The organism is Pseudomonas sp. PvP009 (genome assembly GCF_017832995.1).
In the GTDB taxonomy this organism is placed as follows: domain Bacteria; phylum Pseudomonadota; class Gammaproteobacteria; order Pseudomonadales; family Pseudomonadaceae; genus Aquipseudomonas; species Aquipseudomonas syringae.
Genome location: NZ_JAFIBG010000001.1, coordinates 5,818,091 through 5,839,963, shown reverse-complemented (window position 1 = coordinate 5,839,963; position 21,873 = coordinate 5,818,091). Strand labels below are relative to the sequence as shown.

Sequence of the window (21,873 nt, the reverse complement as noted above, 5' to 3'; positions counted from 1 at the left end):
CGCCACATGTTGTTGCTGGTCACCGCCTGCCTGTTGGTCGGCCTGATCAGTGGGCAGTATGCCTGGAGCCTGGCCGCCGGGCTGGGGCTGTACCTGGCCTGGACCCTCAAGCAGCTGTTACGCCTGCACGACTGGCTGAGCAGCCACAAGGCCGACGAGCCGCCTCCGGACGGTTACGGTCTGTGGGGCGAAGTCTTCGACAGCATCTACCACCTGCAGCGCCGGGACCAGCGCGTTCGTGGTCGCCTTCAGGCCGTTATCGATCGCGTGCAGGAGTCCACCGCCGCGCTGCGTGATGCCGTGATCATGCTCGACAGCGACGGCAACCTGGAGTGGTGGAACCGTGCCGCCGAAACCCTGCTGGGTCTGAAGACGCCGCAGGACAGCGGGCAGCCCGTGACCAATCTGGTACGACATCCACGCTTCAAGGAATACTTTGCGCTGGGCGACTACAGCGAGCCGCTGGAAATCCCGTCGCCGACCAACGATCGCCTGCGCATTCAGTTGCTGATCACCCGTTATGGCAACAATGAGCATCTGATGCTGGTGCGCGACGTGACGCGCATTCATCAGCTGGAACAGATGCGCAAAGACTTCGTCGCCAACGTGTCTCACGAGCTGCGCACGCCGCTCACGGTGATCTTCGGCTACCTGGAAACGCTTCTCGATAACGTGGACGAGGTCAACCCACGCTGGGTCCGTGCGCTGCAACAGATGCATCAGCAAGGCGGGCGCATGCAGACGCTGCTCAATGACCTGCTGTTGCTGGCCAAGCTCGAGGCCACCGATTACCCCTCGGACAACCACCCGGTGATCGTCAATTCCCTGCTCAAGACCATCACCGCCGATGCCAACGCGCTGTCGGGCAGCAAGAACCAGCAGATCCACCTCAGCCTGGAAAGCAACATGCGCCTCAAGGGCAGCGAAAGCGAACTGCGCAGTGCGTTTTCCAACCTGATCTTCAATGCCGTCAAATACACCCCGGCCGAGGGCGTGATCCGTGTTCGCTGGTGGGCCGACGAACGGGGCGCGCACCTGAGCGTGCAGGATTCGGGGATCGGCATCGAGACCAAACACCTGCCGCGCCTGACCGAGCGCTTCTACCGGGTCGATACCAGCCGCGCCTCCAATACCGGCGGTACAGGGCTCGGGCTGGCCATCGTCAAACACGTGCTGCTGCGCCATCGCGGCAACCTCGAGATCAACAGTGTTCTTGGCAAGGGCAGTGTTTTTACCTGTCACTTTGCCAGCGGTCAGTTGTCCAAACCCGCGAGCGACGATTCAGACTACTAGGCAATCCTGCTTCGAGCCGCTACATTGCCGGGTTCATAGCGTCTTCTCTGGCGTGACACAACCCTCTTCCTGTTAATACGGACCCTGCAAAACCCCATCATGGACCCTTCCCCTAGCTTTAACCTGTCTTCACTCTTCGCCGATTTCGGCATGATTCTGTTTGCTTTGTTCCTGGTCCTGCTCAACGGTTTTTTCGTTGCGGCAGAGTTCGCCATGGTCAAACTGCGCTCGACCAAGGTTGAAGCCATTGCCGACAAGAACGGCTGGCGCGGGCACATTCTGCGCAAGGTCCATGGCCAGCTGGATGCCTACCTTTCGGCCTGCCAGTTGGGTATCACCCTCGCCTCTCTGGGCCTGGGCTGGGTTGGTGAACCGGCCTTCGCGCACCTGCTGGAGCCATTGCTCGCAGCGGTGGGCGTAGACACTCCGGAATTGATCAAGGGCGTGTCGTTCTTTACCGCCTTCTTCATCATTTCCTACCTGCACATCGTGATCGGCGAGCTGGCCCCCAAATCCTGGGCGATCCGCAAGCCGGAGCTGTTGTCGCTGTGGACAGCGGCGCCGTTGTACTTCTTCTATTGGTTGATGTACCCGGCCATCTACCTGCTCAATGCCAGTGCCAACGCCATTCTGCGCATCGCCGGCCAGGGTGAGCCCGGCCCGCACCATGAACACAGCTACAGCCGCGACGAGCTGAAACTGATCCTGCACTCCAGCCGTGGCCAGGACCCCAGCGATCAGGGCATGCGCGTGCTGGCGTCGGCGGTGGAAATGGGCGAGCTGGAAGTGGTCGACTGGGCCAACTCCCGCGAAGACATGGTGTCGCTGGACTTCAATGCGCCGCTCAAGGAAATCCTTGCCTTGTTCCGCCGTCACAAATTCAGCCGTTATCCGCTGTATGACGCTGAACGTGGCGAGTTCGTCGGCCTGCTGCACATCAAGGACCTGCTGCTGGAGCTGGCAGCGCTGGACCATATTCCGGAGTCGTTCAACCTCGCCGAGCTGACCCGCCCGCTGGAACGTGTTTCCCGGCACATGCCGCTGTCGCAGTTGCTCGAGCAGTTCCGCAAGGGTGGCGCGCACTTCGCCGTGGTGGAAGAAGCCGACGGCAAGATCGTGGGCTACCTGACCATGGAAGACGTGCTCGAAGTACTGGTGGGCGACATCCAGGACGAACACCGCAAGGTGGAACGCGGCATTCTTGCCTACCAGCCGGGCAAACTGCTGGTACGCGGTGATACGCCATTGTTCAAGATCGAGCGCCTGCTGGGCATCGACCTGGATCACATTGAAGCCGAGACACTGGCCGGTTTGATCTACGACACGCTCAAGCGAGTGCCGGAAGAAGAGGAACAACTGGAAGTCGAAGGCCTGCGCATCATCATCAAAAAGATGAAAGGCCCGAAAATCGTCCTGGCCAAGGTGCTGAAGCTGGACTGACCGATCAGCGCCGCCGGTTCAGGATCGGACGCAGGGCGTGGAGCTATGAATGGCTCCTCCTCAATTCCCGCCGACGGCGAAGTTGGGCAGGCTCTGCACGGGGGTGGCGAATTCGTAGGGGATCGAGATCAGTTCATTGCCCGAGTTGCGCTGCACGACGAAGTGCAGGTGCGGGCCGGTGCTGTTGCCGGTGTTGCCCGACCGCGCCAGTGCTGTTCCGACGCTGACCCGTTGACCTTCCCTGACACTCACTGAGCCGCGCATCAGGTGCAGGTAGACGCCCATCGTGCCGTCCTCGTGCAGAATGCGCACAAAGTTACCTGACGCATTCGAGCCCCGCCCTGACTGGCTGTTTTCGATCTTCACCACCGTACCGCCGCGCGCGGCAATGATCGGCGTCCCCTCCGGCATGGCGATGTCCATTGCATAACGCCCCTTGACGCCGTAATGGCTGTATCTGCCATTCGGTCCCTGAGTCAGGCGAAACGGCCCGCCAATCCACGGCAGCGGGTATTTATAGGCCTGCACCGAGCCCTTGGGATCACCCAGGGTTGAACTCAGCACCGAGGCGTAGTTCATCGGCTTGCTCCCCACCTTGGGGCTCAAGACCACCACGCGCTGGTTGCTGCGCGCAGGGATCGTGCGGCGCAGCGTCGCTGAAGAGCCAGACACCCCCAGCACGTTGGTCACACTGGAGAGCTTGAGTTCAACTTCGACCGGGGCGTACAGATCGTTGCGCACGTACAGGCTGTGTACGCCCTTTTCACGCCTGACACTCAAATGCACCTGGCCGTCGATACGCTCGACCATGCGGTCCCGAAACACCATGACCGATGCGCCGGGCGTCGGCCGGTCCGAGAAGGACACCACGCCATCGGCATCGGTGAACTTATAAATCGTGACAGCCCCGGCCGACTGCACAGTCAACATCAGGGCAAACAGGATAAGCAGGCGTTCAAGCATCGGGATGGGTCGGGTTCAAGGGCACTGGGTGCCAAGCCTAGCAGCCTTGCAGGCAGAAGAGGACGCAAGGGTATCAATCGGACATGAATGAAGCGTCAAGGAAGGCACGCCAGAGGCCCGGTACGCGGTGTCGAGTAACACCGCGCAAGGCTGACCCGTGTGGGCATGCCATTCAGCTCGCAGGCAGGTATCAGGCGCCCGGGATGAAGTGCTTCTGCGCCGTGCCACGAGCAATCAGACGCGACAGGTAATCGAGCTTCTGCGCGTCGTGATCGACAAAGCGGAAGGTCACTTGCAGCCATTCGCTGTCCGGCTTCTGCTCAAAGGCGGCGACGGAGTGCAGATAGCCGTTCAGGCGTGCAACCTCGTTGTCCTCGCCCTGCTCAAGGTCCAGCACCGCGCTGTCGAGTACCTGGGGCAGGTTTTCGCTGACGCGAATCACCAGTGTGGCGTCTTTCAGGGTGAGGGCCTTGATCACGCATGACTGAGTGCCGTTGGGCAGGCGCAACTGGCCCTGGCCGCGACCGGTCGGCTGTGCCGATCTGACGGGTGCAGGGGCGGGCTTGGGGGCTGCGGCCGCGGCTGCAGCAGGCGCGGCACGAACCACTTCGGCCTTGCCACCGGTCAATGCACTCAGTGAGTCATTGAGCGGCGAGTTCATGCGTGCCGGGGCTGTGGACATGACGGCGTCGAGCTTGCCGACTTTTGCCAGCGCTTTCTTGACCTTGGTCAGCAGCTGTTCATTGGTGAACGGCTTGCCGACAAAATCGGTCACACCGGCCTGAATGGCCTGCACGACGTTTTCCTTGTCGCCACGGCTGGTCACCATGATGAACGGGACGGTTCTCAGGTAATTGTCTTGCTCACGGCACCATGTCAACAGCTCCAGGCCGGACATTTCGGGCATTTCCCAGTCGCACAGAATCAGGTCGAACGCCTCTTTGCCCAGCAACGTCTGAGCCTTGCGACCATTGACCGCGTCCTCGGTATGAATCCCGGGGAAATAATTGCGCAGCCCTTTCTTGACCAAGTCGCGAATGAAAGTCGCGTCATCCACCACCAATACACTGACCTTACTCATCGACGCTCCTGCGGGCGTGTTCACCTGGAGGCGAACTGCGGTATGCCAACACGCCCTTTGTTTCGGCAAGCATAGCGTTGACTGATAGCCAACTGCCATATTGATTGACTGCGCCGCGGCATTTAATCCGCAGGCGACGGGAAATACTGATCTGCGCAACGAAAAACGCCCAGCGCGTGCTGGGCGTTTTTCTCGCAGGCAATCTTACTTATCGTCAGCGTTGCCCGGAACATTAGCGGTTTCGCTCGATATACCCTGCACTTCTTCCTTCATGCGCTTGAGACCCATGTGCCGCACGTCGGTCCCGCGCACCAGGTAGATCACCAGCTCGGAAATGTTGCGTGCATGGTCGCCGATTCGCTCCAGAGAGCGCAGCACCCAGATGACGTCCAGGACCCGGGAGATCGAGCGTGGATCTTCCATCATGTAGGTCGCCAGCTCGCGCAGGGCCGTCTTGTACTCGCGGTCGATGGTCTTGTCGTACTGCGCAACCGACAGGGCCAGCTCGGCGTCGAAACGGGCGAACGAGTCCAGCGCATCACGCACCATGTTGCGCACCTGATCGCCGATGTGACGCACTTCGACGTAACCGCGTGGTGCCTCACCCTCTTCGCAGAGCTTGATGGCACGGCGCGCGATCTTGGTCGCTTCATCACCAATGCGCTCCAGGTCGATCACCGACTTGGAAATGCTGATGATCAGGCGCAGGTCGGACGCTGCAGGCTGGCGACGCGCCAGAATGCGCAGACATTCTTCGTCGATGCTGCGCTCCATCTGATTGATCCGGTCGTCGACTTCGCGAACACGTTGGGCAAGGCCAGAGTCGGCCTCGATCAGCGCCGTGACCGAATCGTTCACCTGCTTCTCGACCAGGCCACCCATTTCGAGCAAATGGCTGCGAACGTCTTCGAGTTCAGCGTTGAACTGTTGGGAAATGTGATGCGTATGGCTGTCTTTGTGGATCATGCTGGGTGTCCTTGGAACGTCCGGTTAATTGCGAAAACGCAGCGGTGGTTCAGGGCTGACGAAGCACGTACTACCCGTAACGACCGGTGATGTAGTCTTCTGTCTGTTTTTTTGCCGGGTTGGTGAACAAGGTATCCGTATCACCGAACTCGACAAGTTTGCCCATGTACATAAACGCGGTGTAATCCGACACCCGAGCCGCCTGCTGCATGTTGTGGGTAACGATCACAATGGTGTATTTCGATTTCAGTTCGTAGATCAGTTCTTCGACTTTGAGGGTCGAAATCGGATCGAGTGCCGAACAGGGTTCGTCGAGCAGCAGGACTTCCGGCTCCACGGCGATCGTTCGGGCAATGACCAGACGCTGCTGCTGCCCCCCGGATAAACCCAATGCCGACTCATGCAGTCGATCCTTGACTTCATCCCAGAGCGCAGCGGCTTTCAGCGCCCACTCGACAGCTTCATCGAGCACGCGCTTCTTGTTGATCCCCTGAATGCGCAGCCCGTAGACCACGTTTTCATAAATCGTCTTGGGGAACGGATTGGGCTTTTGAAACACCATGCCGACGCGGCGACGCAACTCGGCGACTTCCTCGCCCTTGGTGTAGATGTTGTGCCCGTACAGGTTGATCGCGCCCTCGACCCGGCAACCATCGACCAGGTCGTTCATGCGGTTGAAGCAGCGCAACAACGTCGATTTGCCACACCCGGACGGACCGATGAACGAGGTCACCTTCTGCTTCGGGATATTCAGGGCGATATCAAACAGCGCCTGCTTGTCGCCATAGAACAGATTCAGGCCCGGCACTTCGATGGCCACGCTTTCGTCGGCCAGATCCAGGCTGTGCTTGTGCCGTCTCAGGGCCGACATGTTCATGCCACTCGTCGGGCTTTCATGCTGCATGGATTGCTCCTGTGCGAACGGTTCGCGCCAGCGAACGGCCGCGTTTGCCAAAGGGCGAATTCGGGATCAATTGTCGAGCGCCTTGTACTTTTCCCGCAAATGATTACGGATGCTCACCGCTGACAGATTGAGCAAGGCGATGACCAGTACCAGCAGCAGCGCGGTGGCATACACCAGCGGGCGTGCGGCCTCGACGTTGGGGCTCTGGAAGCCGACGTCGTAAATGTGGAAACCCAGGTGCATGATCTTCTGATCGAGGTGCAGATAAGGATAGTTGCCGTCCAGCGGCAGCGACGGCGCCAGCTTGACGACGCCCACCAGCATCAAAGGCGCAACCTCGCCGGCGGCACGCGCCACCGCGAGGATCAGCCCGGTCATCATCGCCGGGCTGGCCATTGGCAGTACTATTTTCCACAGCGTCTCGGCCTTGGTTGCACCCAGTGCCAGCGAACCTTCACGCAAGGTCAGCGGAATGCGCGCCAGCCCTTCTTCCGTCGCCACGATCACTACCGGCACCGCGAGCAGTGCCAGGGTCAGCGAAGCCCATAACAGGCCCGGCGTACCGAACGTCGGGGCAGGCAGCGCTTCAGGAAAGAACAGCCGATCCACGGAGCCGCCAAGCACATAGACGAAGAACCCCAGACCGAACACACCGTAGACAATCGCAGGCACACCGGCGAGGTTGTTCACCGCGATGCGAATCAACCGGGTAACCGGACCCTGGCGCGCGTACTCACGCAGGTAGACCGCCGCCAGCACGCCAAACGGTGTGACGATCACGGCCATGATCAGGGTCATCATCACCGTGCCGAAGATCGCCGGGAAGATACCGCCTTCGGTGTTGGCTTCGCGTGGATCGGCGCTGAGAAACTCCCACAGTTTCTCGAAGTAGAAGCCAAGCTTGGTCACCGTGCCCATCGCATTGGGCTGATAGGCACGCACCACTTTGCCCAGGCTGAGTTCGATTTCTTTGCCGTTGCCATCACGCGCGGTCAGGCTGTCGCGATCAAAGGCCTGGTGCAGCCCGTCAAGACGCGCCTCGATAACCTTGTAACGCGCATCCAGCTCGGCCCGCTCGGCAGCCATGTCCGCTTGCGCGGCGGCATCCAGCCGGCCATTGAGTTCCAGTTTGCGGGCCTGTAAGCGCAAGCGCTCGATAGCGTGATTGATGGCACCAATGTCTTTCTTTTCCAGGGTATAGAGTTCGTCAGCCAGCTTTTCGACGCGCTTGATGCGCTCTTGCAGGACCGGCCAGGCCGCGTCGCTTTCGGCCACGACACGCCCGCCTTCCTTGACGTTGACCAGATAGCCGTAGAAATTGCCCCACTCGCGACGCTCCAGCGTCATCAGGTCTGCAGGCCGGCTCTGCCCGGTCAGCCATTCGCCTACCACCCAGTTGAAGTCACTGGGGTTGAGATCGCGATTGCCGACCTTGAACAGCTCGCGGGTCATGAATTCCGGCCCTTGATCAGGCACTGGCAGGCCCGCGCTTTTCAGGCGCGCACGAGGTACTTGCTCCTGCTCGACCCGCTCACCGACCAGAACGCTCGACTCCTGATTGGGGACTGCATACTGTGCGCTCACCAGATCGGCGGGCCAGAAATGCCCAAGGCCACGCACGGCGATCACCGCCAACAGGCCGATGGTCATGATCACAGCGATGGATACAGCGCCCGCACTCATCCAGACGCCGGGGGCGCCACTTTTGAACCAGTTCCTGAGGGAGTTCCGCTTCACCAACGCCTACCTTCCTTACAGCGACGAGTATTGCTTGCGCAGACGCTGACGAATCAGCTCTGCGAGGGTGTTCATCACGAAGGTGAACATCAACAGCACCAACGCCGCCAGAAACAGCACCCGATAATGGCTGCCGCCTACTTCCGACTCTGGCATCTCCACCGCGACGTTGGCCGCCAGCGTACGCATGCCTTCAAACAGATTCATGTCCATGATCGGCGTATTGCCGGTCGCCATCAGCACAATCATGGTTTCCCCCACGGCCCGGCCCATGCCGATCATCAAGGCAGAAAAGATGCCGGGGCTGGCAGTCAGGATCACCACCCGCGTCAGGGTCTGCCACGGCGTCGCGCCCAGTGCCAGCGAACCCAGCGTCAGGCTGCGCGGCACGCTGAACACGGCGTCTTCGGCAATCGAATAAATGTTGGGGATTACCGCGAACCCCATGGCGATGCCGACCACCAGCGCATTGCGTTGATCGTAGGTGATACCCAGGTGGTCGCGAATCCAGGTGCTCATGTCCCCGGCGAAGAACCAGCTCTCCAGGAGCGGGCTCATGCTCAGCGAGAACCAGCCCACCAACAGCACGACCGGAATCAGAATCGCGCCTTCCCAGCCATCGGGAATACGCAAGCGAAGCGAATCAGGCAGGCGGGTCCAGAAAAAGCCCGCCAGCAAAATGCCGATCGGCGTGAGCAGCAACAGGCTGAAGATGCCGGGCAGATGCCCTTCCAGATACGGGGCCAGGAACAATCCGGCAAAAAAGCCGAGAATCACCGTCGGCATCGCTTCCATCAACTCGATCACCGGCTTGACCTTGCGGCGCATGCCAGGGGCCATGAAGTAGGCGGTATAGATCGCGGCAGCCACGGCCAGCGGCGCGGCCAACAGCATGGCGTAGAACGCCGCTTTCAGTGTGCCGTAGGTCAACGGTGCCAGGCTCAGCTTGGGCTCGAAATCGGAGTTGGACGCCGTGGACTGCCAGATGTACTTGGGCTCGTCGTAACTCTCGTACCAGACCTTGCCCCACAGCGAACTCCAGGAGACTTCCGGGTGCGGGTTGTCCAGCGTCAGCGGCAGCAGCTTGCCAGCGCTTTCAATCAGAATCCTGTTGGCGCGTGGCGATAACGCCAGAATGCCGGGCCCCTCGGCGACCTTGTCGATCAGCAGGGTGCGGTGCGCTGTGCTGTGGAATACGCCCAACTTGCCGGAAGCATCCAGAGCGATGAAGCCCTTGCGGCGCTGCTCGGCCTTGATCTGCATGATAGGTGCGCTGCCCAGGCTGAAATCGCGGATGCGCATCAGGCGCTGCTCGCCGTCAGTGTCCCGGGCCATGAACCACTGGGACATACTGCCCTTGGAGTTGCCGATGATCAGCGAGATACCGCCGACCAGTTGAGCGCTTGCCGTGATCTCGGCGTTGCCGTCTTCCAGCAATTTATAGCGGCCGTTGAGGCTACGATCGCGCAGGCTGAACACATCCGCCTGCGCGCGCCCGTTGATGACATACAACCATTGCTGGCGCGGGTCGATGTAGATCGCCTTGACCGCAGCGGACATCTGCGGCAACTCGACACGCGTCTGCTCGCGGGTCATCTCGCCGGTCATCATGTTTTCTTTCTGTTCGAGCGAGATGACGTGCAACTGAGTGCCGGTCGCCCCTGCCAGCTTCAGGCTGTCGCCATCGGAGCTGACGGTGACATGCTCGACCGCACGCCCGGCCTGATCCAGCACCAAGGGTGCCTCGCCGTAGGGCCAGGCCACGCTCGGGGTGATGGTTTTTTGATCGTTAGGGTAGGTCGTCAAGTACGAGTGCCTGAACACCAGCACCTGACCGTTGGACAAGCCCAGGGCTATCAATGGCGCACCGGGCTGATCCTTGCCGATGGACGCGACGGAAACGCCAGCGGGGAGCGGCAAGGCAATGCGCTGCAGCTCTGCGCCGTCATCGATGTTGAAAAAGACCACTTCGCCCTTGTCGGAGATGCGCATGCCGATCTGGTTCTGCTCTTCGATGGTGATCATCATTGGCGCACCGGCGTCCGGCAGCCAGGCGGCATTCAGCGCAGGGTTGGCGGTCAGGCTGGCACCTTTGAAAAGCGGCGCAACCACATAGGCAAGGTAGAAGAAGATCAGCGTGATGGCCGCCAGCACGGCAAGGCCACCAATGGCGACGTACCAGTGAGTGAGCCGGTCCTTCAACGCACGGACACGACGCTTTCGCACCATCGCGGGCGTATTGAAGTCAATACGCGCTGGAGGCGAGCTCTGGTCCATCGTCGATTTGAACAGCTCATTCATGCGCACACACCGTAGACGCCTTGTATGACAGAAACATTACAGCAAGGTGACGCAAGAAAGCCCGCCGCCTGCGAAACCGGCGGCGGACTGTTCAATTTGTGTGCAGGCCAGTCCATTGAGCCTCGCTCGCAACGCGTGCGTGACTATTTTAACGCCACGCCGCTCGCACCCTGCAGGCCAAGATCGGCCAGCGTCTTCTCCACGACACGGGCAGGGAGTGGGATGTACCCATCCTTCATCACCACTTCCTGGCCCTGTCTCGACAGCACCAGTTTCACAAATTCGGCTTCCAGCGGCGCCAGGGGCTGGTTCGGCGCCTTGTTCACGTACACATAAAGGAAGCGCGACAGTGGATAACTGCCGTTCAGGGTATTGGCTTCGCTGTCTTCGACAAACTCGCCCCCTTCCTTCTTCGCCAGCGGGACCGTCCTGACGTTGGATGTCTTGTAACCGATGCCCGAGTAACCGATGCCGTTAAGCGAATTGCTGATCGCGCTGACCACCGAAGCGGAGCCGGGCTGCTCGTTGACGTTGGCCTTGAAGTCGCCTTTGCACAGGGCTTCTTCCTTGAAGTAACCGTAAGTGCCCGACACCGAGTTACGACCAAACAACTGGATCGGTTTGCCTGCCAGATCGCCGGTCACGCCGACATCACCCCAGGTTTTCGCATCTGCCTTGGAACCGCACAGGCGGGTCGCGGAAAAGATCGCGTCCACTTGCTGCAGGGTCAGGCCCTTGATCGGGTTGTCCTTGTGCACGAAAACCGCCAGGGCATCCACCGCGACCGGGATGGCGGTCGGCTTGTAGCCATGCTTCTGCTCGAAAGCCGACAGCTCGCCGTCTTTCATCTTGCGGCTCATCGGGCCCAGATTGGCCGTGCCCTCGGTCAGCGCGGGTGGCGCTGTAGAGGAACCCGCGGCTTGAATCTGGATGTTCACGCTCGGGTATTCTTTCTTGTAGGCCTCGGCCCACAGCGTCATCAGATTTGCCAGGGTATCGGAGCCGACACTGGAGAGATTGCCTGACACACCGGAGGTCTTGGTATAGGCCTGGATGGCAGGGTCGACCGCAGCCAGCGTATTGGCTGCCGTCACTCCGGCGGCAACCAAGGTCAGTGCAGTCATCAAACGCTTGAGTGTCATCCTTGCGCTCCTGGCAGGGTGTGTAGGTGTCCACGAGCCTTTTTCGGCCAGTCTTGTGACTACTCTATGAATTGATTATGACAATAAGATGAAAAGGCTATCGACCTGTACAGGTAGATAGCCTTTGGCTACAGCGGTGCCCGAGCGATTCAACAGCGGATGATGATCAGCGCTTTCGGCTCAGCAGAAACACGCCGATGGCCATGCCCAGCCCGCAAAGGATCGCGACGTACCACGCCGGCCCCATCGGACTGCTCTTGAGCATGAAGGTCACAACCATCGGCGTCAGGCCACCGAAAATCGCGTACGCCAGGTTGTAGGAGAACGACAGCCCCGAGAAGCGCACCACAGGGGGGAATGCCTTGACCATGACGTAAGGAACCGCGCCGATCGTACCGACGAACAGGCCCGTCACCGCATACAGCGGGAACAGCACATCCGGATGGCTGCCGAGGATGTGATAGAACGTCCACGAACTGATCAGCAAACCTGCGCTGCCCAGCAGGAACACCCAGCCTGCGCCGAAACGATCCGCCAGTGCGCCCGCAGCGATACAGCCCACGCTCAGGAAGACAATGGCAAGGCTATTGGCTTTCAGCGCCGTGGCAGCTGGAAAGCCATAAATGGTTTGCAGGATGGTCGGCGTCATCAGGATCACGACGATGATGCCGGCAGACAGCAACCAGGTCATCAGCATCGACAGCGCAACGGCGCCACGATGATCGCGCAGTACCGCCTTGAGCGGCACCTCCTCGGCCAGTGCCTTGCGCAGTTGCAGCTCGGCAAACACCGGCGTTTCATGCAGCAGGCGGCGCAGATACACCGACATCAGGCCGAACACGCCACCCAGCAGGAAAGGGATACGCCATGCGTAATCCGATACCTCGACCGGGGTATAGATGCTATTGATCGCCGTAGCGACCAGCGAGCCCAGCAGGATACCCGCTGTCAGGCCGGCGGTCAGGGTACCGCAGGCATACCCGACACGACGTGCAGGCACATGCTCGGACACGAACACCCAGGCGCCCGGCACTTCACCACCAATGGCGGCCCCTTGAATGACGCGCATCAACAGCAGCAGAATCGGCGCCCACATGCCGATCTGCGCGTAGGTCGGCAGCAGACCCATGATCAGCGTCGGCACCGCCATCATGAAAATGCTCAGCGTGAACATTTTCTTGCGCCCCAGCAGATCGCCAAAGTGCGCCATGATAATGCCGCCCAGAGGCCTCGCCAGATAACCGGCGGCGAAAATGCCGAACGTCTGCATCATGCGCAGCCAGTCGGGCATGTCCACCGGGAAAAACAGTTTGCCGACCACCGCCGCGAAAAATACGAAAATGATGAAGTCGTAGAACTCCAGCGCACCACCCAAGGCCGACAGCGAAAGGGTTTTGTAATCGCTGCGAGTCAGAGGCCGCGCAGGCTGCGTGGAACTTGGAGGAACAGATGACATGACAAGGCTTCTCTTTGCTTGTTCTTTGAAAAGGGGCGAGCGACAGCAACGCTGGCTGCTGCGGGGTGCCGTGCAGAAGCGATTGTCGGGAGCAACGGCGCAGATAGGCACCAAAATTGCGTGTACAGGCAGTCTTGTCACCTGTAGAGGTCCAGCAAGATAGCAAATTGCTACAAAAAACACATGGCAGAACTGCCACTGACACAAAATGAAGACCCACGGTCGTTCTATGACGCAACGCCCGATATACTCGCAAGTCGTCAACAGCCTTGGGAAGCTGTGCGAAAACGTCTGAATCAGCGGGTTTCGCAGAGTTTCCCTTTGGGCCACACCGGCGCTGAACACATAATGTTCATGCTCATGGTTTTGAATGGCACCTGTTAACCGCGACATACAATAATGAGAGTCATGGGTCAGAGGCACCCTAGGCATGATCGAGCTCGAACAAGAAGATCCAACCCCGCAAGGCGACCTTGCACTGCAAATCACCGCTCTTCCCCGCGAAACCAACGGCTTTGGCGACATCTTTGGCGGCTGGCTGGTGTCCCAGATGGACCTGGCAGGCACGGCGATGGCCAGCAAGGTCGCGGGTGGCCGTGTGGCGACCGTCGCCATCGATCGCATGGCGTTTCTGGTCCCGGTAGCGGTCGGCGAACAGCTTTCCTTCTATACCCGCACTCTGGAAGTCGGACGCACCTCGATCAAGATGATGGTCGAAGTGTGGAGCGACGACCCGCTCACCAGCGAATGGCGCAAGGTCACGGAGGCTGCGTTCGTGTTCGTCGCCATAGATGCCAGCGGCCGGACGCGCTCGGTTCCCGCGCGACGGTAATTTGTCGCTCGGTCACAGGTTGGCTGCCCGGTTAAACTCGTCTTGCGTGAAGCGGTCTATTTTCGTCACGGTCATTGAGTGAGAACTTTGCATGCCAACATCCCCGGTTGAACCCACCGTTGAATCCATCCTTTACGATGAGCTGAACTGCTGGCGCATTTGCCACGGCGAAGCTGAGCTGCTGGTTGCGCAACAAGGCGCACACATCCTCAGCTATCAAGTAGCCGGGCAGCCGCCGCTGGTGTGGCTGAACGAAGAGGCCGTTTTCAAACGCGGCAAACCCATTCGTGCAGGCATGCCGATCTGCTGGCCGTGGTTCGGCAATCTGGAGCGCAACCCGCAAAGCGTGCAGGCGATGCGCGACAGCAGCGAGCCTGCCAAGGCGCATGGCGAAGTGCGAGCGCTGGACTGGCAGTTGCTGGGTATTGGCGCAGATGGCGACGCACTGCTGGTGGAATTCGTGCTTCCCGAGGCCGAAGGCCACTTGCCGGGCTGGCCGCACAACGTCGCCCTGAAACTGAGCGTTCGTCTGGACCACGCACTGAATGTCAGTCTGGTCAGCTACAACTGCGGCACTGACACTGTGGTGATCAGCCAGGCGCTGCACACCTATTTCGCCGTCAGCGATGTACGTCAGGTCAGCGTCGAAGGGCTCGACGGCCTGCGTTACATCGAAACCCTGGCAAACTGGGAAGAACGCGAGCAGAGCGGCGACCTGACCTTCACAGGCGAAACCGACCGCATCTACAAGGACACGCCAGGCGTGCTCAGCATCGTCGATCCGGAGTGGCAGCGACGCATCCACATCCGCAGCACGGGCTCTAACTCAGCCATTCTGTGGAACCCGTGGATCGAAAAGACCGCCAGGTTCACCGACATGGCAGCAGACGGCTGGCAGCGCACGGTCTGCGTCGAAACCGCCAACGTGCTGGACGACGTGGTCACGCTGGCTCCGGACCAGATGCATGTTCTGGGTGTGAGTATCTGGAGCGAGGCGCTCTGATCAGCAATTGATCGAGCCCATCAAAGGTCCGACTCAACCACCACACGGACCTTTGACGCATCCATCGCATACGCCGCATCGGCCAGGTCGTTACTGACCTTCTCGATTTTCAGGGTGCCTTCTACCCACAGCGGTGTGTAGATATCATCCAGTTTCAGCCCCTTGGGGTAACGCACCAGCACCAACTGGTTGGGCGGCGGTGGCGGCACGTGGATGCAGGCGCCTGGATAAGGCACGATGAAGAACAGCGTGCTGCGACCCTTGGCGTCGGTTTCGAGAGGCACAGGGTAGCCGCCGAGACGAATCGTCTTGCCGTTCATTGCCGGGACGGTTTTGGTCGAATACATGACTGCAGGCAGACCCTTGCTCTGCTTCAGCCCACCCTTGCTGTCGAACGTGCCCATGGCTTCCGGAGAATTGTGGTCAATCTCGGGCATGGCTTCGAGGGCTTTTTGATCGGACTTGGGCATTAGCTCAAGCCAGTCGGTTTCCGGCAACTGGGCGTGTGCGGGACCGGAGAGCGCGGATAACAGCAGAAGAGTCATCAACAGGAAGCGACGCATGATAAAGCTCGGCAAAGGGGTGGACAGTTGCCGAGCATTCTAGCCCTCTGCGCACTGTAAAACAGAGGGCTGACGCATAAGCGTTATTTCTTTTTGATCATGCCGTAGATAACCAGCAGGATGATTGCACCTACCAGCGCGCCGAGGAAACCTGCACCCTCGCCTGCCTGATAGATACCCAGCGCCTGACCACCATAAGTGGCTGCGAGCGAACCGGCGATACCCAGCACGATGGTCATGATCCAGCCCATGCTGTCGTCGCCCGGCTTCAGAAAGCGAGCCAACAGACCAACGATCAGGCCGATAAAGATGGTTCCAATGATACCCATGCCATTTCCCTCTGTATTAAGTAAATATGCCCGGGCTAATAGCAGCCCCGACCTACTGCTATCTGAGAACAGCGACAGGGAATGGTTCCGGCGAAGTGGCCAGTTTGCTTCAGGGTGGAAAATTCTTCATGAATGACGGGGCTGAACCTACCTGAACTGAGGCCAGGCGTCTCGAACAGTGCTTCAACGCGAAGCATAGGCACGACAGCTAGAAGCGCTCGTTCCGCACGCTCTGCGTGGGAATGCAGTTCTCGACGCTCCGCGTCGCAAAAGGACGCGGAGTGTCCTGAAACTGCGTGCCAACGCGGAGCATCAGCACGCTAGCCGTGGGCCTGATCAGCCCTTGATCAGCGCCTCTACCAGCTTCACCTGACGATCCAGCGTGGCACGGTCAGAGCTGCGGACCGTGGCGTGTCCGACCTTGCGGCCAGCCTTGAACGCCTTGCCGTAATGATGCAGGTGGCAGTCTTCGACGGCGACGACCTTGTCCACTGCCGGCACTTCGCCAATGAAGTTGAGCATGGCACTTTCGCCGACCTTGGCTGTGGAGCCCAACGGCAGACCGGCAACCGCCCGCAGGTGGTTTTCGAACTGGCTGCACTCGGCGCCTTCGGTGGTCCAGTGACCGGAGTTGTGGACGCGCGGCGCGATCTCGTTGGCCTTCAGGCCACCGTCGACCTCAAAGAATTCGAATGCCAGCACGCCCACGTAATCCAGCTGCTTCAGGACGCGGCCGGCGTAGTCTTCGGCCAACGCCTGCAAAGGATGATCAGTGCTGGCGATGGACAGACGCAGAATGCCGCTGTCATGCGTGTTGTGCACCAGTGGGTAGAACCGGGTCTGGCCATCACGTGCACGCACGGCAATCAACGACACTTCACCGGTGAACGGCACGAAGCCCTCCAGCAGGCAGGGCACGCTGCCCAGCTCGGCGAATGTATCGACCACATCGGCCGCCGAACGCAGGACTTTCTGGCCCTTGCCGTCATAACCCAGGGTTCGGGTCTTGAGCACGGCAGGCAGACCGATGCTGGCTACTGCAGCATCCAGGTCGGCCTGCGACTGGATATCGGCGAATGCCGGCGTCGGGATACCCAGGTCCTTGAACATGCTCTTTTCGAACCAGCGATCACGCGCGATGCGCAACGCTTCGGCGCTCGGATAGACCGGTACGAACTGTGCCAGAAACGCCACGGTCTCGGCCGGAACGCTTTCAAACTCGAAGGTCACCAGATCGACTTCATCCGCCAACTGACGCAGATGATCCAGATCGCCGTAATCGGCACGCAGATGCTCACCAAGTGCCGCAGCACAGGCGTCCGGCGCGGGATCGAGAAAGGCGAAGTTCATGCCCAGCGGCGTACCTGCCAATGCCAACATGCGGCCCAGCTGGCCGCCACCGATTACACCGATCTTCATGGAAAAACCTCAGGCGTGGCGTGGGTCTGGATTGTCCAGGACGCTGTCTGTCTGTTCAGTGCGAAATTTCTTCAGCGCTGCGTGGAATTGCGGGTGCTTTGCGCCGAGGATGCTTGCTGAAAGCAGCGCTGCGTTGATTGCACCCGCCTTGCCGATGGCCAGGGTCGCGACCGGGATCCCGGCCGGCATCTGCACGATCGACAACAGCGAGTCGACACCCGAGAGCATCGAAGACTGCACCGGAACGCCCAGCACAGGCAGGTGGGTCTTGGCAGCGCACATGCCCGGCAAGTGAGCGGCACCGCCAGCACCGGCGATGATCACTTCAATGCCACGGCCTTCCGCTTCGTCGGCGTACTGGAACAGCAGGTCCGGTGTGCGGTGAGCTGACACCACCTTGACTTCAAAAGGGATGCCGAGCTTTTCCAGCATATCGGCGGTGTGGCTAAGGGTGGACCAATCGGACTTGGAGCCCATGATCACGCCAACCAGTGCGCTCATCGTCGTGCCTCTCATCGGGCGCCCGCAGGCGCGTCTGAAAACAACAAGCCACGCGGGGGAACCGGCGTGGCTTGTTGTACGAATAATGACCGGTTTAACCGGCCAAAGGCCGCGCAGTATACCGCAAAGTTGCCTTTTTAAAGCACCCGCAATCACCTTCTGTCAGGGCGACACGCAGGACGCGGGTGTCAACAGCGCGGGCGGGTTCAAAGAGCGCCGGATAGCAGGCTCCCTTCATCGATGCCTCTTACATCAAACCAGCGCCTGCCCTACTGCCTTTATCGCAATCATCGGCTATTACGGCTTATCAGTATTTGCTTAACTGGCGCTGCGACATTGAAGTCGCCCTATCCATCCACATCTCAAGGACGAGAACGTATCAATGAAAAACACACTTAAAATCTGGCTGTTACTGGCGGCCTTTTCTTATCTGCCGTTCGCCAGCGCAGGTGGCCCGAACCTGGGTTTATTCCTGATCATGCACGACCAACTCACAAACTATGAGCGCGCCGAACTGGCGGAAAAGCACCTGAATCCCCTGCTTGCCCAACTGGAAGAAATCACTGGGCGCAGGACAAACGTCACCTTTATCAAGGACGAACCCGGCCTGACCGACTTCGCCTATCGCGGGGGCGACCTGGACAAGCTGCTATACCGGTTGTCAAAAGAGAGCATCCAGTATGCAAACGCAAAAAACCTGCCGGCACCATCGGAGCGGCATAAATATGTGCTGGTGACGTCCAATAAAATCAACGGTTCGGTACACGGCGCTACAGCAACCAACTATCACGTCGCAATGGCGTCCCTTAAAGATTACAACACGCTGCCACACGAAGTCGGCCACCTGTTTGGTGCTGAGCATGAGGCGGCAACCGGTTTTCCATGCCAGACGACGATGTGGGAAAACTCCACTACATCGATTATCCCCTGCTATTACTTCAGCGACGCCAACAAGCAACTGATTCGCGACTACGTCGACAACATACCCGGCGTTGAGTGAATAATCGGCCGGGCATGAATCATCATGCCCGGCCATTTTATGCTCAGCCTGCTGCCGCCGCACCTTCAAGCTTGCGCCACAACAGGCGCACGTTGGCCTTGCGCACCAATGCGCAGCGGTACAGGCGGATCTCCAGCGGCACATGCCACTGCGGTCCGCCACACACCACCAGTTCACCGCGCGCCAGTTCGGCGCGCACGCTCAGTTGTGGCACCCAGGCAATCCCCAATCCTTCCAGCGCCATGCTTTTCAGGCTGTCGGCCATGGCCGTCTCGTAGACCGTGGTGAAGCGCAGATTGCGTTGACGCAGCAACAGGTTCACCGAGCGTCCGAGAAACGCCCCGGTGCTATAGGCAAGCAGCGGCACACTGCCCTCGCCTTCCATATCGAATAACGGCCGCCCCTCGGCATCAGCGGCACAGACCGGCAACATCTCGGTATGCCCCAGATGCAGCGAGGGAAAGATTTCGGCGTCCATCTGCAGCGCGGCATCGGGATCGTAGAACGCCAGCATCAGATCACAGCCACCTTCACGCAACGCATGCACCGCATCACCGACGTTGGTCGCCACCAGCCGGGTCGCAATGTTCAGCCCTTCGTTGCGCAACTGGGCGATCCAGCGCGGAAAGAAGCCCAGCGCCAGGGAGTGCGCCGCAGCCACCTGCATGACCTCGCCCTGCCCGCCTTCCAGATGATGCAGATGGCGCACGACTTCGCCCAACTGCTCGACCACCGTCCGGGCCGTGACCAGAAACAATTGTCCGGCAGCGGTTAGCTCGATGGGTGTACGCGAGCGATTGACCAGCGTCAGCCCCAGTGCCGACTCCAGACTGCGAATACGCCGGCTGAATGCCGGCTGGGTCACGAAGCGACGCTCGGCGGCCTGAGAAAAGCTGCGGGTAGCCGCCAGGGCGCTGAAGTCCTCCAGCCATTTGCTTTCCAGATTCATCAGGTCCTCCCAGACAATGGATGACGGCTTCGACAGGCCATTGCGCATGCCCAATGGCAGCGATTTGCAGCGTCACAGTGGGACGCCCGTCGAAGCAGCGCGGATACATGCCCGGGCGGCGCAGCAGCAGCGACCGAAGAAACGCACCGGTGCGACATTTTGCCCCCTTTACGCACTGAACGGAATCCAGGTCACGCCTTGATTATGCCGTTATTGCATAGGTCAGCGTTTAACAGCATTGGTCAATCGAAAGCGGCAAGCCCACTATTCGTGGCGTTCCGGCATTGTCCGTGCCTTTTGAGACTTTTTTTATCATGTCCTCGCCTGCATCATCGCGCATCGAAAAAGACCTGCTTGGTGTTCTCGAAGTACCTGCCAACGCGTATTACGGCATCCAGACCCTGCGAGCGGTGAACAACTTTCACCTCTCCGGCGTGCCGCTTTCGCACTACCCGAAACTGGTAGTCGCGCTGGCAATGGTCAAGCAGGCGGCAGCGGATGCAAACCATCAGCTCGGACACCTCAATGACGCCAAGCATGCGGCGATCAGCGAGGCCTGTGCCCGCCTGATCCGCGGCGACTTCCACGATCAGTTCGTGGTCGACATGATCCAGGGCGGCGCTGGCACGTCGACCAACATGAATGCCAACGAAGTCATCGCCAACATCGCTCTGGAAACCATGGGTTTCGAAAAAGGCGAATACAAACATCTGCACCCCAACAACGATGTCAACATGGCGCAGTCGACCAACGACGCGTACCCCACCGCGATCCGTCTGGGTCTGCTGCTGGGTCACGACGCCCTGCTCGCCAGCCTGTCCAGCCTGATTCACGCGTTTGCCGCCAAGGGCGAAGAATTCAACCATGTGCTGAAGATGGGCCGCACCCAATTGCAGGACGCCGTTCCAATGACCCTGGGTCAGGAATTCCGCGCCTTCGCCACCACCCTGACAGAAGACCTGAACCGCCTGCGCAGCCTGGCGCCTGAGCTGCTGACCGAAGTGAACCTGGGCGGAACCGCAATCGGCACCGGCATCAACGCCGACCCTGGCTATCAGAAGCTGGCAGTCGATCGTCTGGCACTCATCAGCGGCCAGCCTCTGGTGCCAGCAGCCGACCTGATCGAAGCGACCTCCGACATGGGCGCCTTCGTGCTGTTCTCGGGCATGCTCAAGCGTACTGCGGTCAAGCTGTCGAAAATCTGCAACGACCTGCGCCTGCTGTCCAGCGGCCCACGCACCGGCATCAACGAAATCAACCTGCCGGCACGCCAGCCAGGCAGCTCGATCATGCCCGGCAAGGTCAACCCGGTGATCCCGGAAGCGGTCAATCAGGTTGCCTTCGAAATCATCGGCAACGACCTGTCGCTGACCATGGCAGCCGAAGGCGGACAATTGCAGCTCAACGTGATGGAGCCGCTGATCGCCTACAAGATCTTCGACTCGATCCGCCTGCTGCAGCGCGCCATGGACATGCTGCGCGAGCACTGCATCGTCGGCATCACAGCCAACGAACAGCGCTGCCGCGAGCTGGTCGAGCATTCGATCGGTCTGGTCACCGCCCTGAACCCTTACATCGGTTACGAGAACTCCACCCGTATCGCCCGCATCGCGCTGGAAACCGGCCGCGGCGTGCTGGAACTGGTGCGTGAGGAAGGTCTGCTCGACGACGCCATGCTCGACGACATCCTGCGCCCGGAAAACATGATCGCTCCGCGTCTGGCCCCCTTGAAGGCCTGACAGGAATGACCTGCGCAACCTGCTCACCAGATTGAGGGCCTAGACACCCCTCAATTTTTTGAGGGTCTGGGAGTGATTCTCCAGACCCTTTTTTTTGCCTGCAGCAAAGGGCTCCGACACTGGACCCAGAGCCTTCGGCACCCCACTTTTGCGGAGCAACCCGTGGAAGTATTCATTCATCGTCGCGAATGAAGAATCAGCCGTACAAGAAAGCGACTACAGACGTAAAAACTTTGCACCGGTATAGTGCGCCCC

The 21,873-nt window shown here is 59.9% G+C and carries 19 protein-coding genes; 6 read left to right on the top strand and 13 right to left on the bottom strand.

The window, feature by feature from the left end; genetic code table 11:
• Positions 1–6 precede the first annotated feature (6 nt).
• Both phoR and JOE29_RS25190 read left to right on the top strand, forming a co-directional pair.
• A complete protein-coding gene (gene phoR / locus JOE29_RS25195) occupies positions 7–1,293 on the top strand; it encodes a phosphate regulon sensor histidine kinase PhoR (RefSeq protein WP_003316098.1) in 1,287 nt (428 codons plus the stop codon).
• Between the two features lie 99 nt (positions 1,294–1,392).
• The gene (locus tag JOE29_RS25190; protein ID WP_003316097.1) at positions 1,393–2,733 is read left to right on the top strand and encodes a hemolysin family protein; all 1,341 of its coding nucleotides are present in this window, start codon (positions 1,393–1,395) and stop codon (positions 2,731–2,733) included.
• A gap of 60 nt (positions 2,734–2,793) precedes the next feature.
• On the opposite strand, the gene JOE29_RS25185 is transcribed toward JOE29_RS25190, so the two are convergent.
• From JOE29_RS25185 to JOE29_RS25150, 8 genes are all read right to left on the bottom strand, one after another.
• Positions 2,794–3,696 (bottom strand): M23 family metallopeptidase, encoded by a 903-nt coding sequence (locus JOE29_RS25185; protein WP_003316096.1) that lies wholly within the window; start codon positions 3,694–3,696, stop codon positions 2,794–2,796.
• A gap of 190 nt (positions 3,697–3,886) precedes the next feature.
• Positions 3,887–4,777: a response regulator gene (locus tag JOE29_RS25180; protein ID WP_003316095.1), complete on the bottom strand. Its 891-nt coding sequence runs from the start codon at positions 4,775–4,777 to the stop codon at positions 3,887–3,889.
• Between the two features lie 204 nt (positions 4,778–4,981).
• Positions 4,982–5,743, bottom strand: a complete 762-nt coding sequence (gene phoU / locus JOE29_RS25175) for a phosphate signaling complex protein PhoU (RefSeq protein WP_003340338.1) — start codon at positions 5,741–5,743, stop codon at positions 4,982–4,984.
• Between the two features lie 70 nt (positions 5,744–5,813).
• The gene (gene pstB, locus JOE29_RS25170) at positions 5,814–6,647 is read right to left on the bottom strand and encodes a phosphate ABC transporter ATP-binding protein PstB (protein ID WP_003316092.1); all 834 of its coding nucleotides are present in this window, start codon (positions 6,645–6,647) and stop codon (positions 5,814–5,816) included.
• A 66-nt stretch (positions 6,648–6,713) separates the two neighbouring features.
• Positions 6,714–8,330, bottom strand: coding sequence for a phosphate ABC transporter permease PstA (gene pstA / locus JOE29_RS25165; protein ID WP_210080036.1), 1,617 nt, complete (start codon positions 8,328–8,330; stop codon positions 6,714–6,716).
• Between the two features lie 69 nt (positions 8,331–8,399).
• A complete protein-coding gene (locus JOE29_RS25160; protein WP_024693247.1) occupies positions 8,400–10,685 on the bottom strand; it encodes an ABC transporter permease subunit in 2,286 nt (761 codons plus the stop codon).
• Positions 10,686–10,828: 143 nt separating this feature from the next.
• Complete coding sequence (locus JOE29_RS25155; RefSeq protein WP_057405698.1) at positions 10,829–11,827, bottom strand: phosphate ABC transporter substrate-binding protein PstS; 999 nt, start codon at positions 11,825–11,827, stop codon at positions 10,829–10,831.
• Between the two features lie 166 nt (positions 11,828–11,993).
• Positions 11,994–13,283, bottom strand: coding sequence for an MFS transporter (locus JOE29_RS25150; protein ID WP_024663069.1), 1,290 nt, complete (start codon positions 13,281–13,283; stop codon positions 11,994–11,996).
• Positions 13,284–13,713: 430 nt separating this feature from the next.
• Between JOE29_RS25150 and JOE29_RS25145 the strand changes: the two genes are divergently transcribed.
• On the top strand, positions 13,714–14,115 hold the full coding sequence (locus JOE29_RS25145; RefSeq protein ID WP_003316086.1) for an acyl-CoA thioesterase: 402 nt from the start codon (positions 13,714–13,716) through the stop codon (positions 14,113–14,115).
• 91 nt (positions 14,116–14,206) lie between these two features.
• A complete protein-coding gene (locus tag JOE29_RS25140) occupies positions 14,207–15,118 on the top strand; it encodes a D-hexose-6-phosphate mutarotase (protein ID WP_210079983.1) in 912 nt (303 codons plus the stop codon).
• Between the two features lie 20 nt (positions 15,119–15,138).
• Here the strand turns inward: JOE29_RS25140 and JOE29_RS25135 are convergent, their stop codons facing one another.
• From JOE29_RS25135 to purE, 4 genes are all read right to left on the bottom strand, one after another.
• Positions 15,139–15,681, bottom strand: coding sequence for a DUF3299 domain-containing protein (locus JOE29_RS25135; RefSeq protein ID WP_003316084.1), 543 nt, complete (start codon positions 15,679–15,681; stop codon positions 15,139–15,141).
• An 83-nt stretch (positions 15,682–15,764) separates the two neighbouring features.
• Positions 15,765–16,010 (bottom strand): GlsB/YeaQ/YmgE family stress response membrane protein, encoded by a 246-nt coding sequence (locus tag JOE29_RS25130; RefSeq protein ID WP_002555896.1) that lies wholly within the window; start codon positions 16,008–16,010, stop codon positions 15,765–15,767.
• Between the two features lie 336 nt (positions 16,011–16,346).
• A complete protein-coding gene (locus JOE29_RS25125; protein WP_044313664.1) occupies positions 16,347–17,429 on the bottom strand; it encodes a 5-(carboxyamino)imidazole ribonucleotide synthase in 1,083 nt (360 codons plus the stop codon).
• Between the two features lie 9 nt (positions 17,430–17,438).
• Complete coding sequence (gene purE / locus JOE29_RS25120; RefSeq protein WP_003340324.1) at positions 17,439–17,930, bottom strand: 5-(carboxyamino)imidazole ribonucleotide mutase; 492 nt, start codon at positions 17,928–17,930, stop codon at positions 17,439–17,441.
• Between the two features lie 382 nt (positions 17,931–18,312).
• Here purE and JOE29_RS25115 point away from each other — a divergent pair, with 382 nt between their 5' ends.
• Positions 18,313–18,930 (top strand): reprolysin-like metallopeptidase, encoded by a 618-nt coding sequence (locus tag JOE29_RS25115; RefSeq protein ID WP_074996680.1) that lies wholly within the window; start codon positions 18,313–18,315, stop codon positions 18,928–18,930.
• Positions 18,931–18,973: 43 nt separating this feature from the next.
• Here the strand turns inward: JOE29_RS25115 and JOE29_RS25110 are convergent, their stop codons facing one another.
• Positions 18,974–19,879: a LysR substrate-binding domain-containing protein gene (locus JOE29_RS25110; protein ID WP_074996681.1), complete on the bottom strand. Its 906-nt coding sequence runs from the start codon at positions 19,877–19,879 to the stop codon at positions 18,974–18,976.
• Positions 19,880–20,193: 314 nt separating this feature from the next.
• Here JOE29_RS25110 and aspA point away from each other — a divergent pair, with 314 nt between their 5' ends.
• A complete protein-coding gene (gene aspA / locus JOE29_RS25105; protein ID WP_057405694.1) occupies positions 20,194–21,618 on the top strand; it encodes an aspartate ammonia-lyase in 1,425 nt (474 codons plus the stop codon).
• Positions 21,619–21,873 lie beyond the last annotated feature (255 nt).

Bases quoted from the DNA above. Each gene is read 5' to 3' on its own strand.
- JOE29_RS25130 (WP_002555896.1), bottom strand. From the start codon at position 16,010: ATGGGTATCATTGGAACCATCTTTATCGGCCTGATCGTTGGTCTGTTG.
- JOE29_RS25160 (WP_024693247.1), bottom strand. From the start codon at position 10,685: ATGAATGAGCTGTTCAAATCGACGATGGACCAGAGCTCGCCTCCAGCG.
- JOE29_RS25180 (WP_003316095.1), bottom strand. From the start codon at position 4,777: ATGAGTAAGGTCAGTGTATTGGTGGTGGATGACGCGACTTTCATTCGC.
- purE (WP_003340324.1), bottom strand. From the start codon at position 17,930: ATGAGCGCACTGGTTGGCGTGATCATGGGCTCCAAGTCCGATTGGTCC.
- aspA (WP_057405694.1), top strand. From the start codon at position 20,194: ATGTCCTCGCCTGCATCATCGCGCATCGAAAAAGACCTGCTTGGTGTT.
- pstA (WP_210080036.1), bottom strand. From the start codon at position 8,330: ATGAGTGCGGGCGCTGTATCCATCGCTGTGATCATGACCATCGGCCTG.
- JOE29_RS25145 (WP_003316086.1), top strand. From the start codon at position 13,714: ATGATCGAGCTCGAACAAGAAGATCCAACCCCGCAAGGCGACCTTGCA.
- phoU (WP_003340338.1), bottom strand. From the start codon at position 5,743: ATGATCCACAAAGACAGCCATACGCATCACATTTCCCAACAGTTCAAC.
- phoR (WP_003316098.1), top strand. From the start codon at position 7: ATGTTGTTGCTGGTCACCGCCTGCCTGTTGGTCGGCCTGATCAGTGGG.
- JOE29_RS25155 (WP_057405698.1), bottom strand. From the start codon at position 11,827: ATGACACTCAAGCGTTTGATGACTGCACTGACCTTGGTTGCCGCCGGA.
- JOE29_RS25110 (WP_074996681.1), bottom strand. From the start codon at position 19,879: ATGAATCTGGAAAGCAAATGGCTGGAGGACTTCAGCGCCCTGGCGGCT.
- JOE29_RS25150 (WP_024663069.1), bottom strand. From the start codon at position 13,283: ATGTCATCTGTTCCTCCAAGTTCCACGCAGCCTGCGCGGCCTCTGACT.
- JOE29_RS25140 (WP_210079983.1), top strand. From the start codon at position 14,207: ATGCCAACATCCCCGGTTGAACCCACCGTTGAATCCATCCTTTACGAT.
- JOE29_RS25185 (WP_003316096.1), bottom strand. From the start codon at position 3,696: ATGCTTGAACGCCTGCTTATCCTGTTTGCCCTGATGTTGACTGTGCAG.
- pstB (WP_003316092.1), bottom strand. From the start codon at position 6,647: ATGCAGCATGAAAGCCCGACGAGTGGCATGAACATGTCGGCCCTGAGA.
- JOE29_RS25135 (WP_003316084.1), bottom strand. From the start codon at position 15,681: ATGCGTCGCTTCCTGTTGATGACTCTTCTGCTGTTATCCGCGCTCTCC.
- JOE29_RS25125 (WP_044313664.1), bottom strand. From the start codon at position 17,429: ATGAAGATCGGTGTAATCGGTGGCGGCCAGCTGGGCCGCATGTTGGCA.
- JOE29_RS25190 (WP_003316097.1), top strand. From the start codon at position 1,393: ATGGACCCTTCCCCTAGCTTTAACCTGTCTTCACTCTTCGCCGATTTC.
- JOE29_RS25115 (WP_074996680.1), top strand. From the start codon at position 18,313: ATGAAAAACACACTTAAAATCTGGCTGTTACTGGCGGCCTTTTCTTAT.